At 71.3% G+C, this 13,675-nt stretch carries 7 protein-coding genes; all 7 read right to left on the bottom strand.

Annotated elements, in window-relative coordinates:
* Positions 1-35: 35 nt before the first annotated feature.
* The gene (gene pulA / locus ACF1CT_RS10195) at positions 36-5,363 is read right to left on the bottom strand and encodes a pullulanase-type alpha-1,6-glucosidase (protein ID WP_391783339.1); all 5,328 of its coding nucleotides are present in this window, start codon (positions 5,361-5,363) and stop codon (positions 36-38) included.
* 282 nt (positions 5,364-5,645) lie between these two features.
* Complete coding sequence (locus ACF1CT_RS10190; RefSeq protein ID WP_391783338.1) at positions 5,646-7,385, bottom strand: carbohydrate-binding module family 20 domain-containing protein; 1,740 nt, start codon at positions 7,383-7,385, stop codon at positions 5,646-5,648.
* A 541-nt stretch (positions 7,386-7,926) separates the two neighbouring features.
* Entirely contained in the window at positions 7,927-8,580 is a 654-nt protein-coding gene (locus ACF1CT_RS10185; RefSeq protein WP_391783337.1) for an antibiotic biosynthesis monooxygenase, read from the bottom strand.
* A 329-nt stretch (positions 8,581-8,909) separates the two neighbouring features.
* The gene (locus ACF1CT_RS10180) at positions 8,910-9,962 is read right to left on the bottom strand and encodes a LacI family DNA-binding transcriptional regulator (protein ID WP_391783336.1); all 1,053 of its coding nucleotides are present in this window, start codon (positions 9,960-9,962) and stop codon (positions 8,910-8,912) included.
* The gene (locus ACF1CT_RS10175) at positions 9,947-11,623 is read right to left on the bottom strand and encodes a glycoside hydrolase family 13 protein (protein ID WP_391783335.1); all 1,677 of its coding nucleotides are present in this window, start codon (positions 11,621-11,623) and stop codon (positions 9,947-9,949) included. The genes ACF1CT_RS10180 and ACF1CT_RS10175 overlap by 16 nt, the downstream gene beginning before the upstream one ends.
* 109 nt (positions 11,624-11,732) lie before the next feature.
* Complete coding sequence (locus ACF1CT_RS10170) at positions 11,733-12,605, bottom strand: sugar ABC transporter permease (protein ID WP_391783442.1); 873 nt, start codon at positions 12,603-12,605, stop codon at positions 11,733-11,735.
* Positions 12,599-13,654: a carbohydrate ABC transporter permease gene (locus ACF1CT_RS10165; RefSeq protein ID WP_391783441.1), complete on the bottom strand. Its 1,056-nt coding sequence runs from the start codon at positions 13,652-13,654 to the stop codon at positions 12,599-12,601. The genes ACF1CT_RS10170 and ACF1CT_RS10165 overlap by 7 nt, the downstream gene beginning before the upstream one ends.
* Between the last annotated feature and the right edge of the window lie 21 nt (positions 13,655-13,675).

Raw genomic sequence — 13,675 nt, 5'->3', positions numbered from 1 at the left:
GGTGCGGCGCCGCCCGGCGGTCGCTGGGTCCCAACCTAGCCCTGTGCGGGGCCGTTGAGGGAGAAGACCGCCACGGTGCGTCCCGGAACGGTGAACCTTCCCGAACTCTTCTCGTAGATCGACTTCTTGACGGTATTATCTGCGCCCGCCGCTTGGACGGGGTGCAGGGTGTAGCGCTTTCCCGCCAGGTCGGCGACGGTCTGGGAGGCGGTGCCGGGGCCCGCGTTGAGGACGACGACGAGCCTGCCGAGCCGCATGGTAATCACGCCCGGTGTCTCGTCCTTCCCGGAGAGCGGGAAGGACAGCGCGTTCTGCACCTGCCCGGTGGTGGCGAGGGAGAAGTCCCGTTCCGTGGTGCGGATGGTCAGCAGGTCCCGGTAGGCGGCGGAGGCTCCCTGGATCTGGGCGCACCCGGGCTTGATCGCGGGATCGGCCAGCAGCGGCCGTGCGTAGGGCCACTTGGGCTCGTTGTCGGCGGCCGGGGGCAGCCCGCGGCCGAAGCCGTTGCCGTCGCGGCAGTCCCAGTGCAGGGCGTTGAACCAGTCCCCGCTGTCGTACGAGTTGCGGTCCAGGGACTTGGAGCGCAGCAGGTCGGTGCCTGCCTGGGAGAGCGAGGGCCCCTGGGACAGGGTGGCCGTCGCCATCGCGAGGACCTGGCTCCGGGCCCGGTCGGCCGCCGACGTGCCCGCCGGGAGCTTGAAGGCGAGTGCGTCGTGGAGCGATTCGTTGTCGTGGGCGTCCGCGTAGGCGAGGGCGTCGCCGGGGGCGGCGGCGTAGCCCGCGGGGGCGCCGTTGTAGTCGACGTCGGAGCCCTTGACCGTGCGGCCCGAGGAGTCGGTGAAGGTGTAGTCGGCGAGGTCGCCGGTGAGGCCCACCTTGATCAGGTCCTGGTAGTGCAGCAGCCGGGCCCGCTGTTCGGCCTTCGTGCCGTTGGCGGCCGAGGTGTTGGGGTCGGTGTACAGGCCGGTGGCGAAGCCCTGCACGCCCGGGTCCTCGTCGAACGGGCTGCCGCCGCGGACGGCGTCGCGGGCCCGGTCGGAGAAGGTGGCGATGCCGGTGCCGGCCATGTTCTTCTGGGTGGCCTGGACGAACCGGGCGTCGTCGGCGATCTCGCCGAAGTTCCAGCCCTCCCCGTACAGGATGATCTCCTTGCCGTCGACGCCGTCCTTCGCCTCGGTCAGCGCGTCCAGCGCCGCGCGGACGGCGAGGATGTTGGCCTTGGGGTGGTGGCCCATCAGGTCGAAGCGGAAGCCGTCGACCTTGTACTGCTTGGCCCAGGTGACGACCGAGTCCACGACGAGCTTGCCCATCATGGTGTGTTCGGGGGCGGTGTTGGCGCAGCAGCTCGAGGTGGCGACGGTGCCGTCGTCGAGCAGCCGCTGGTAGTAGCCGGGGACGATCCGGTCGAGTACGGACCTGTCGTCCTGGCCGGCGGCGACGGTGTGGTTGTAGACGACGTCCATGACGGTGCGCAGTCCGGCGCCGTTCAGTCCCTGCACCATCCGCCGGAACTCGACGGTGCGCCGGGTGCCGTTCGGGTCGGAGGCGTAGGAGCCCTCGGGGACGGTGAAGTGCAGCGGGTCATAGCCCCAGTTGAAGCCGTCGCGGGCGGCGGTCCTCGCCACGCAGGCCTGCTGCTCGGCGGAGTCGGGGGCGTACACGGACAGGTCGCAGGCGGGTTCTCGCCGGTCGGACTTCTTCTCGGGGACGGTGCCGATGTCGAAGGCGGGGAGCAGGTGGACGTAGCTCGTGCCCGCGTCGGCGAGTCGCTTGAGGTGTTTCATCCCGTCGGAGCGGGTGTCGGTGAAGGCGAGGTATTCACCGGGGTGCCCGGAGGTGCGGTCGGCGATGGAGAAGTCGCGGATGTGCAGTTCCTGGATCTGCGCGTCGCGCGGCGGGACGGCGGCGGGCTTCCGCAGCGCGGACCAGCCGCCGGGCGCGAGCCCCGGGTCGTCGAGGTCGGCGACGAGGCTGCGCGCGGAGTCGGTGGTCAGGGCGGTGGAGTAGGGGTCGGTGACCTTGTTGGTGACCATCTTCCGGACGGTGGGGGCCCACACGTCCACCAGGTAGCGGTAGGGCTTGCCGGTCCACGCCTTCGTGCCGGTGACGGACCAGACGCCGGTGCGGTCGTCGCGGCGCATCGGGACGCGGCGGCCGTCGAGTTCGAGGGCGACGGTGCGGGCGGTGGGCGCCCAGACGGACAGCGTGGGACGGCCGCGGTCGAAGACCGGGCCGAGCGCGGCCGTCGTCGCGTGTTTCCCGTACAGGTCGTCGAGGGCACCCGGGCTCTGGACGCCGGTGGCGGCGAGCAGGGCGCCGTTCGCGGCGCGCTGGGTGGCGATCAGCTGGCCGCGCAGTGCCTCGCGGACCCTGCGCCGGTCGCGGGCGTCGACGGTGAAGGCCGGACGGTCCTTGAGGTGCGGGTACTTCGCCCTCTGGGCGTCGGTCAGCGCGGACGGGGTGAGCCGGATCCACCGGCCCTCGTCGGAGAGTGCCCCGTCGACGACGGTGATGCCGCCGTCGGGCGCGTACACGAGCTGCTGGCTGGTGGCCCCGGTGGCCTCGACGTCCCAGACGACGGTGTCGGCGTCGATCCACTGCGCCTCGGCCCGGGTGAGGTCGGGTGCGGGTGCGGTGCCGGTCTGCGGCAGCAGGTAGCCGGGGGTGGCGCCGAGCAGCCAGACCTCGTGCCCGTAGGTGGTGAGGTCGAGGGACTGGTCGGCGGGCAGGTCCTTCTCGTCGCCCCGGTGGAGGATGTAGGAGAGCGAGTCGGCGCCCTCGGCGAGCGGGACCTCGAAGGTGGCCCCGGAGGCGTCCACCTTCACCGGCCGCAGCGGTGCTGCCCAGTCGGTGGGATGCGTCGCCCCGGTCCAGGTGTGCAGTCCCCAGCCGTCGTAGGCACCGTCGGGCCGGTAGTAGTGCAGGACGGCCCTGCCGGTGTCCTGCGGCGGTTGGGCGCCGTCGGGGGCGGTGTCCGACTGGCCGGTGCCGCCCTGTTCGATCCAGACCTGGCCGGTCCTGGCGAGGTCGACGCTGCGCTGCGGTCCGTCGGCGGTGCCGTCCTTCTCGACGGTGTACGGGACGGAGGTGACGCCCTCGCCGGGCTCGATCCAGGCGAAGGCGCCGTAGGCGTCGCGCCCGGTGAAGCCGGCGGTGGTGTCGCCGGACCTGAGCTTCCAGCCGTCGTAGTCGCCGTCGGTGCGCCGGTAGTGGACGACGACGTGGTCCCGTTCGACGGCGACGGGCTTCTCGGCCGGGGGTGCCTGTCCTGCGGTGGTGGTGGCGAGGGCGCTCGCGGTGCGGCCCCGGCGGTCGACGACGACCGCCTTGTAGCGCAGGGGGGTCCCGGCCGTCACGGTGTCGTCGAGGTGCTGGGTGACCTTGTACGGGGCGTGGTCGGCGGAGCCGAGCACGGCCCACTTCCCGTTGCCGGTCTGCGCGGCGAACACGACGCGGTCGAGCGTTCCGCCGTCGACGTCGGCGCTGATCTCCACGGTGCCGGTGGCTCCGGCGGCCGGGGCCCTCAGCGTGATCGAGGGCTTGGCGGCGGGGTCGGCCGATGCCTTCTGCGCGCGCAGCACGACGCCGGACAGGGCGGGCACGGTGACGGTGAGCCTGCCGTCGGCGCCGCTGCGGACGGTGCCGGAACCGCCGTACAGCGTCTTGAAGTCCGTCCGGGGGGACGCGGTGGGCAGCTCGACGGTGCGCGGGCCGGTGGCGTTGTTGGCGGCGACGAGGTATTCGTTCGGCCGGTCGGGATCGGTGCGGGAGAACGCGTAGACGGAGCCCTCGGCGTACCGCTCGGTCTGGACCCCGTCGCGCAGGGCCGGGTGCTTCCGGGTCAGCTCGGAGAGGGCGGCGATGTTCCGGTACAGCGGGTGCGTGGTGTCGTAGGCGTCGGAGGCGTGGGTGCGGTCGGTGCCGATCTGGTCGTCGTCGAGGTAGTCGGCGGTCTTCGAGGCGAACATGGTCTGGCGGGCGTCCTTGTCGCCGCCGGCGCCGGTGAAGCCCTGTTCGTCGCCGTAGTAGACGACGGGGTTGCCGCGGCTGAGGAACATCAGTTCGTTGGCGAACCGGGTGCGGGCGAGGAGTTCGGCGTCGTCGGCCTCGGGATTGTCCTGCTCGACGAACGTCCCGATGCGGCCCATGTCGTGGTTGCCGAGGAAGGTGACCTGTTCGTAGGCGTTGGCCTTGTCGGTGGTGTAGCGGTAGTCGTCGGCGAGGACGGCGGCGAGCTTCGAGGCGGGGGCGCCCCGGGAGGCGTACTGGCGGGCCGCCTCCTGGAAGGGGAAGTCGAGTGTGGCGTCGAGCCGGCCCCGGGTGACGTAGGGCGAGGTGACGGCGGTGTCGGCGGAGTAGACCTCGCCGAACATGAAGAAGTCCTCGCGGCCGTGGCGCGCGGCGTAGGTGTCGAGGGCCGTCGCCCACTGGGTCCAGAAGTCCAGGTCGACGTGTTTGACGGTGTCGATGCGGAATCCGTCGATGTCGAAGTCGCGGACCCACTTCTGGTAGATCTTCTCCATGCCGGAGACGACTTCGGGCCGCTCGGTCCACAGGTCGTCAAGACCGGAGAAGTCGCCGTAGGCGGTGGACTCCCCGGCGTAGGTCGAGTCGCCGCGATTGTGGTACATCGTCGGGTCGTTGAGCCAGGCCGGGACCTTGCCGCCGGTGCTCGTGGGGGTGTACGGGAAGGAGTCCGGGCCGACCTTCGCCATGCCCCGGGCGTCGTCGAACGGGCGGCCGTTCACGTCCAGGTAGGGGTAGGCGCCCTTGGGCCTGTAGCCGTACTCCTTCTCGGCGTAGTCGACGGTGTCGGCGGTGTGGTTGGTGATGACGTCGAAGAAGACCTTCATGCCCTTGCCGTGGGCCTTGTCGATGAGTTCCGACAGGTCGGCGTTGGTACCGAAGTGCGGGTCGACCTGGGTGAAGTCGGTGATCCAGTAGCCGTGGTACCCGGCCGAGGCGTCCTTGCCGGTGCCCTGGACCGGGCGGTTCCTGAAGATCGGGGCGAGCCAGATGGCGGTGGTGCCCAGGCCCTTGATGTAGTCGAGACGGCCGGTCAGGCCCTTGAGGTCGCCGCCCTGGTAGAAGCCCTTGTCGGTGGGGTCGTAGCCGGTCTCCAGGCGTGAACCGGTGAGTCCGCCGAGGTCGTTGGCGGTGTCGCCGTTCGCGAACCGGTCGGGCATGACGAAGTAGAACTGCTCGCGGGTCAGGTCGTGCCTTGCCGGTTCCCGGGCGAGCTTCGCGTCCGGGGGCGGGGCCGGGGGCCTGGGCGCGGCGGAGGCGGTCGCCGCCGGGACGACGGGCAGCAGTGCCGCGCACAGTGCGGCGACGACTCCGCGTCTGAGGGTGGTTCGGGACACGGAAGGGTTCTCCTCGGGCTTTCGGGGCGGGCCGGGCGGTTGCCGGGCACGGTCCGGCTCAGCGGTGCGGGCCGGGGCGCGCCGTCGCGCGTCCCGGCCCGCGGGAGGGTGGGGGTCCAGAGCCTGCCGGGTGGCCTCTGACCGGGCGGCCACGTCCTGGCACGCACGCGTCCGGCGTTTCCGGCATGACCGAGCGGCTCCGCCACTGGGCCCTCCCGGCGCCTTGGAAGCGCACGCACCATGCCGCGTCCGCCTTCCGGTCGAAGGCAACCCGACCGGCTCTCAGTCGCGCCAGACGTCGGTGGTCAGGGCGACGCGGCCGGTGGGCGGGACGGTGGCGGTGCGGTTGGCGCCGCTCTCCCAGGTGACGTTGCCGTTCGCGTCCTTGCGGAGGTACTTGTACGCGAACGCGGTCCCGGCGGGCAGGGCGACATCCAGCTTCCAGACGGGGTACGTCGCCGGGTCCAGCTTCAGGGCGCTGGCGGGGTTCCAGTTGCCGAGGGCGGCCCGGTCACCGGTGACGTAGATGTTCTGGCCCGGGACGGTGGTGGCGTCGACGCCGAAGGAGGCGCCGGACTCGCCGGTTTCGCCGCCGTTGTCACCGCCGTTGTCGCCGCCGCCGGTTCCGGCGCAGGTGCGGGCGCCGGTGTGCAGGGCGACGGCGGTGTGCGCGCCGAGGGTGGCGGTGAACCGGCCGGAGCCGTCGACGGTGACGCCCTTGCCGGACTGCACGTCGCAGTAGTCGCCGGACGCCAGCGAGGTCTGGAAGGTACGGGTCAGCGAGGAGTCGTCGTGGTTGATCGCGACGTACGCCTTGGCGCCGCGCCCGAAGGCGATCCGGCCACCGCCGTTGTCCCACCAGTCCGTGACGCCCTGGCCCCGTGCGGTGTTGCGGAGACCGACCATAGAGGAGATCTCCCGCCAGGCGTGCTGGCACTTCCATCCGTCGCTGTAACAGGCGTTCACCGTGCCGCCGTTGGGCGGTCCGGCGTCCTTGTCGGACCACTCGTAGCCCGAGTGCACGTCCGGGGAGCCGTACGGCCAGGCCAGCATGAAGACACTGGCCAGGGTGTACGCGGAGCCGTCCTTGTAGTTGAGGGTGTCGCCGCCGCGCTCGGTGTCGTGGTTGTCGACGAAGACCGCGGACGTGGACGAGGGCATGAAGCCCCAGCCCTCGCCGAAGTTCTTCAGATCGGCGAGGTTCCGGTTGGTGAAAACCTGCTTGAGGCTCCTGGCGTACCGGAATTCCTGGACGTCGCCGGTGCCGGTGTACTCGTCGGGCTGGACCGCCTCCCCGGCCCCGTGGATCGCCTCCTGCTTCCAGTAGACGTCCGGCTTGCTCAGCCGTGACTTGATGTTCGCCAGGTCGGCGGCGGGTATGTGCTTGGCGGCGTCGATCCGGAAGCCGTCGACGCCGAGGGAGAGGAGGTCGTCGAGGTATCCGGCGATCCGGCCGCGGACGTACTCCTCGCCGGTGTCCAGGTCGGCGAGGCCGACGAGTTCGCAGTTCTGGACGTTCGCCCGGTCCTGGTAGTTGCTGATCTGCGCGGTGCAGTCGTCCATGTCGGGCGCCGAGTACAGGCCGGGGTAGTCGTACTTGCTGTACGCGGAGCCGCCGGTGCCGGTGCCCGATCCCGCCGACATGTGGTTGATGACGGCGTCGGCGACGACCTTGACGCCCGCGCCGTGGCAGGTGTTCACCATGTTCGCGAAGGAGGCGCGGTCACCGAGCCGTCCGGCGATCTTGTAGCTGACCGGTTGGTACGAGGTCCACCACTGGCCGCCCTGGATGTGCTCCTGGGGCGGCGAGACCTGTACGTATCCGTAGCCGGCCGGACCGAGGGTGTCCGTGCACGCCCTGGCCACGGAGTCGAACTTCCACTCGAAGAGAACGGCGGTGACATCCTTGTCACCCGGCGCCGAGGCCCGGGCGGCGGTGGCGGCGCCCAGCCCGGCCGGGACGGCGAGGACGGCGGCGCCCATGGCGAGGGCGAGCGAGGCAGACAGCGATCTGCGTGCCATATGACTTTCCTCCTGCGGTGGGGGAAGTGCGGGGGATGGCGGAGCAGCCTCGCATGGCAACGCGCCGTGCCCTGAAGGCTTACGACCCGGAGGGAGCGGCGGGGGGCGCCCCCCTCTCCTGCCCCCCGGGCCGATATGAAGGTTCTTGCAGCAAGTCTGCAAAAGACCGTGCGCAGCAGACCGTACGAGTCTGACCTGTCACGGTCAACCCCCTGGACATCACTCGATTACGTCCCGCTCACATCGATGAAATCTCGGAGATTTCTCCCTGCAAGGACTTACGCAAGATATTGCGACCCTGTTAGGTTCGTCCCGACTCCGGCCCGGTCGGCCGCGGGTCCGGCACGCCGGATCCCACGCGCCCGGCCGGCCGGGCCGGTCACAGCACGGAGAGGCCCCGGGGCCGCTTCCCCGCAGGCCCGTCCCGGGCCGGCCCGGGGGCTCTCCCGTGCGTGTGGCAATCGAGGGCTCCGGACACGCACCGGCACCGTGAACTCCCACCGGAACGGCTGTCAGGCGTCGGCCACGCCCTCCTGCACCGTCAGAACGCCGAACCCCCGCCCGCCGGTCCCCCGCCGTCCGCACCGGCATCCGGTCCCGCGACGGCTCCGAGCAGCCGGTGGGGCCGCGCACCGGCAACGTCATTCGCCTGTGTCACCGGTGCGTAGAGCAGGCCGCGCGCACCGTCCTCGCTCACGAACACGTGCGCGGTGCCCATGCCGGGAGGCGGAGCCGCCCGTAGCCGGTCAGCAGTGACCTCGGCCCATCGCGCGGCAGGGTCCCCCGGCTCGCTCCCGGCGCGCGCGACGACGATCACATCGGTCGTGCCGCCGTCGGCGCCGTCCGTCGCGACGGTGTGCGCCAACCGGTAGCGGACCAGCCCGGGACGCCGGATCCCCGGGATCTCGCGGTCGATGCGGCCGACCATCTCAGCCCGGTGTTCGCGGACGAAGGCGAGATGGGCGTCGTCGCTGGTCCACTGCGCGACACTGAGCAGCACACGCCCGTCAGCGCTCGCGAAGCAGCTGAGCCGCAGGAAGGCCTCGGGGCGAAACCTGGCCGACAGCTCGTCCCACTCCCCGAGCAGTGCCCGGGCCGCCCGCTCCTGACGGTCCGGCGTGTCCACGATCCACTCGCTGATCAGTGTGGTCCCGGCATCGGGCCGGGCCAGATCCGGCAGCTGAAGCGTTGTCACACGAGCCTCCTGTCGTCGCCGTGCGCCCAGCGTGGAACGTCAAGCGAGGTTGAGGTCAAGCCGGGGCTCAGAGCCGAGTTGCCGTCGCGGTGACCGCCTCGACGGCACATACGAAGACGCCGGGCCGCCGAACGGGATGCGGTCCTTCCGAAGGCGCCCTCGACCTCACCGGCCGTCTCCGCCTCGGCGCATGACCGCGGGCACACTCCCATCGGCTCCGAAGTCACCCCCGAAGGACTTGCGGACCCGGCCACCGAGCTCCTGACAGCAGCCAGTTGATCACTCGTGTTGCGACGCCCCTGGAACCCGCCTCCCTCCCCGGGTGCCGGTCAGGCGTCCCGGGCGGCGGCGGTCGATCCCCGCACCACCAGGTCCGGCTGGAACACGTACTCCGTGCGCTGCACCGGGCTGCCGCCGATCTCCTCCAGCAGGGCGCTCACCGCGGCCCCCGCCATCGCCCGCACCGGCTGGCGCACCGTCGTCAGCGGCGGGTCGGTGAACGCGATCAGCTGCGAGTCGTCGAAACCCACCACCGAGACGTCGCCCGGCACGTCGAGGCCGCGGTTGCGGGCCGCGCGCACCACGCCCAGCGCCATCAGGTCGCTGCCGCAGACGACTCCCGTGCACCCCTGGTCGAGCAGCGCGCCCGCCGCGACCTGGCCGCCCTCGACGCTGAACAGGGTGGTGCAGACGAGGGATTCGGCCTCGGCTCGGTCCAGGCCCAGGAGCCGGCCCGCGGCCTCGACGAAGCCGTCGCGCTTGCGGCGGGCCGGGACGTAGCGCTGCGGGCCGACGGCCAGACCGATCCTGCGGTGTCCCAGTTCGACGAGGTGGCCGACGGCCATCCGTACGGCGGCGGCGTCGTCGGACGAGACGAACGGGGCGCTGATCCGTTCGTTGCAGCCGTTGATCAGCACGAACGGCACGCCACGCTCGCGCAGAGCGGCGTACCGGGCCGGGTCGGCCGACAGGTCGGCGTGCAGCCCGGAGAGGAAGACGATGCCGTCGACGCCGCGTTCGACGAGTTGCTCGACGAGTTCGTCCTCGGTGGCGCCGCCGGGCATCTGGGTGCAGAGCACCGGGGTGTAGCCGTGCCCGGCCAGGACCTGTTCCACGGCCTGCGCGAACGCCGGGAAGATCGGGTTGGTGAGTTCGGGCGTCACCAGTCCGATGAGCCCGGCGCTGCGCTGCCGCAGCCGTACGGGGCGTTCGTAGCCCAGCACGTCCAGCGCGGCCAGCACCCGGCGCCGCGTGGGGTCCGCGACGCCGGGCTTGCCGTTGAGCACCCGGCTGACGGTCGCCTCGCTGACCGCCGCCCGGCCGGCGATGTCCGAGAGTCTCGGCGCACCGCCGGTTCCCGCGATCGTCACACCGTCCACCACACCGTGGTGTCGGCGGGCAGCTCGAACTCGGCGCCGTCGGTGGAAACCGGGTCGCTGGCGAGCAGGACGCTGCCGCGCACCGGGACGCGGACCGGACGGTCCGTGGTGTTGACGGTGCAGACGAAGCCGGGACGGGCGAAGACCAGCAGCCCCTCGGGGGCGTCGAGCCACTCCACCTCGCTTCCCGCGCCGAGTCCGGGGTGCGTCCGGCGGGCGGCGATCGCGGCCCGGTACAGCTCCAGGGTGGAACCCTCGGCCCCGGTCTGCGCCTCGACGCTCAGCTCACCCCAGCCGTCGGGCTGCGGCAGCCAGCTTCCGCCGTCGCCGAAGCCGTACGAACTCCCTTCGCGGGTCCACGGGATCGGGACCCGGCAGCCGTCGCGGAAGCCGTCCTGACCGGCGGCCCGGAAGAACGACGGGTCCTGACGGACCTCGTCGGGCAGGTCGGTGACGTCGGGCAGGCCGAGTTCCTCGCCCTGGTAGACGTAGGCGGAGCCGGGCAGTGCCAGCATCAGCAGGGTGGCGGCGCGGGCCCGGCGCAGGCCCAGCTCGCGGTCGCCGGCGGTGCGGATCTGGGTGCCGAGGCCGGGCGGGTTGGCGAACCGGGTGGCGTGCCGGGTCACGTCGTGGTTGGACAGCACCCAGGTGGTGGGGGCGCCGACCGGGCGCATCGCGTCGAGCGAGGCGTCGATGACCGTGCGCAGCTCGGCGGCGTCCCAGGCGGTGGAGAGGTACTGGAAGTTGAACGCCTGGTGCATCTCGTCGGGGCGCACGTAGTTCGCGGTGCGCTCCACGGTGGGGGTCCATGCCTCGGCCACCGCGATCCGGTCGCCGGGGTACTCGTCGAGGATGGTGCGCCAGGAGCGGTAGATCTCGTGGACGCCGTCCTGGTCGAAGAACGGCATGACGTCGTTGCCGAGCAGTTTGAGCTGGTCGTGGGTGCCGAGGTCGGGCAGGCCCTCGGCCTTGACGAGGCCGTGGGCGACGTCGACCCGGAAGCCGTCGACGCCCATGTCGAGCCAGAAGCGCAGGATCGAGCGGAACTCGTCGGCGACGGCCGGGTGTTCCCAGTTGAGGTCGGGCTGTTCGGGCGCGAAGAGGTGGAGGTACCAGTCGCCGGGGGTGCCGTCCGGGTCGGTGGTGCGGGTCCAGGCGGAACCGCCGAAGACGGACTCCCAGTCGTTGGGCGGGAGTTCGCCGTCCGCGCCCTTGCCGGGACGGAAGTGGTAGCGGTCGCGCAGCGCGGAGCCGGGGCCCTCGGCGAGGGCGCGCCGGAACCAGTCGTGCCGGTCGGAGGAGTGGTTGGGCACCAGGTCGACGATGATCCGCAGGCCCAGTTCGTGGGCGTCCCGGATCAGCCCGTCGGCGTCCAGCAGGGTGCCGAACATGGGGTCGATGGCCCGGTAGTCGGCGACGTCGTAGCCGGCGTCGGCCTGCGGGGAGGCGTAGAAGGGGCTGAGCCAGACGGCGTCGACGCCGAGGTCCCTGAGGTACGGGAGTCTGCCGCGTACGCCCGCGAGGTCGCCCATGCCGTCACCGTTGCCGTCGGCGAAGCTCCGTGGATAGACCTGGTAGATCACCGCGTCCTGCCACCAGCCGGTCTGGTGGGCCGGAGCGTCGGCGGACGTGCCGGTGGAGGGGGCAGCGAGGTGCTGGGTCATGTCGTCCCTGGGGTGTCGGGGTGGGTGCGCCGCCGGAGACCTGGTGGGGTGTCCGGCGGCGCCGTGACGTGGTGCGTGCGGGGCGTACGGGGCGCGCGGGGCGCTGTCGTCAGCCCTTGACGGCTCCGGCGGACATGCCGGTGACCAGGTGGCGCTGGGCGAAGAGGAAGACCAGGCCCGCGGGTATCGCGATCAGCACGGACGCGGCGGTCATCGGCCCCCACTGGGCTCCGTACTGGTTGACGAAGAGCTGGAGACCGCCGGCGAGGGTGAGGTTGTCCTCGCCGACCATGAAGGCGGAGGCGTAGGCGACTTCGCCCCACGCGGTGATGAAGGAGTAGAACGCGGTGACGGCGAGGCCGGGCTTGGCGAGCGGCAGGACGAGCCGCCAGAACGTGCCGAACGGGGTGAGGCCGTCGACCTGGCCCGACTCGTCGATCTCGCGCGGGATGGTGTCGAAGAAGCCCTTCATCATCCAGGCGCAGAACGGCACCGAGATGGTGAGGTAGGTGATGACGAGTCCGGCGGGCTGGTTGAGCAGCCCCATGCCCGACATGATGTTGTAGATCGGCACGATGAGGACGGCGACCGGGAACATCTGGGTGATCAGCAGCGTCCACATCAGCCCGCGCTTGCCGGGGAACCGGAAGCGGCTGACGGCATAGCCGGTGGAGGCGGAGACGATGACGCCGAGAAGCGTGGTGAACCCCGCGACGAGCAGGGAGTTGCCGAACCAGGTGAGGAACTTCGTGTCCCGGATCAGGTTCGTGTAGTTCTCGAACGTCGTCTCCTTGAAGAAGTCCGTGGTCGTCGCGTACGCGGCGGGCTTCAGCGAGGTGAGCAGGACCCACAGCACGGGGAAGACGGCGATCACGGACGCCACGACGAGCGTGAGGTGCAGCGCGACGGAGGCGACCGGCGAACGCTCGCCGCGCGGCCGGACCTCGCGGGCCGCGGTGGGTGCGGGGGCGGTGGTCACCAGTCGTCTCCCTGGGTGCGCAGGACTCGCCGGTAGACGGCGGCGAAGATCAGCAGGAGCACGAGGATCAGCACGCCCCAGGTGGAGGACTGGGCGAAGTCGCGCGGGCTGATCTCGAAGGAGAACTTGTACGCCTGGGTGACCAGGATCTGGGTGGCCTCGCCGGGTCCGCCGCGGGTCAGCAGGAAGATCACCGGGAACATGTTGAAGGTCCAGATGGTGGAGAGCAGGATCACCGTGGTGGAGACCGGCCGCAGTCCGGGCAGCGTGATGTGGCGGAACCGCTGCCAGGCCGTGGCGCCGTCCATCTCCGCGGCCTCGTAGTGCTCGCTGGGAATGGACTGCAGCCCGCCGAGCAGGGCGACCATCATGAACGGCACCCCGAGCCAGACGTTGACGGCGATCACGGAGAACTTCGCCCAGGTGGGGTCGTTCAGCCAGGGGATGCCGTCGATGCCGGTGCCGGAGAGGATCTTGTTGAGCAGGCCGCGGTCCTCGTTGTAGAGGAACCGCCAGGCGAAGACGGAGACGAAACCGGGGATGGCCCAGGGCAGGATGAGCGCCATCCGGTACGCCGAGCGGCCCGCGATGCGGCGGTTGAGGATGTTGGCGAGGGCCATCCCGAGGCAGAAGGTGATGGCCACGCAGGAGACCGTCCACACCAGCGTCCACCCGAGCGTGCCGAGGAACTGGTGACCGGTGAGCGCTTCGGTGTAGTTGTCCAGGCCCACGAACTCGTACGTGGCGGGCATGTGGTTGACACCGATGGACCGGGCGACATTGCGTTCGTTGGCGTCGGTCATCGACAGGTAGACGCCGCGGACCAGCGGGTATCCGATGATCACGCCGATCACGACGACGACCGGGGCGACCATGGTCCAGGCGTACCAGTGGGTCGACAGCGCCCGTCGGAGCCTGCCGGGCCTCGGCGGGGGGTTGCCAGTTCCGCGGCTCCGGGGGGGGGGGGGGCCGGGGGGCCCCGGCCCCCCCCCCCCCCCCCCCCGGGGGGGGGCGGCCCCCCCCCCCCCCCCCACGGAAATAAAAAACCCCAGGCGCCGTGGGGGGGGTGGGCG

It is taken from the genome of Streptomyces sp. NPDC014734, from assembly GCF_043083325.1.
Taxonomy (GTDB): domain Bacteria; phylum Actinomycetota; class Actinomycetes; order Streptomycetales; family Streptomycetaceae; genus Streptomyces.
This window is presented reverse-complemented; position numbering and strand designations above follow the sequence as displayed.

Excerpts from the sequence above, each read along its gene's own strand:
- ACF1CT_RS10175 (WP_391783335.1), bottom strand. The coding sequence starts at position 11,623 with ATGACCCAGCACCTCGCTGCCCCCTCCACCGGCACGTCCGCCGACGCT.
- ACF1CT_RS10190 (WP_391783338.1), bottom strand. The coding sequence starts at position 7,385 with ATGGCACGCAGATCGCTGTCTGCCTCGCTCGCCCTCGCCATGGGCGCC.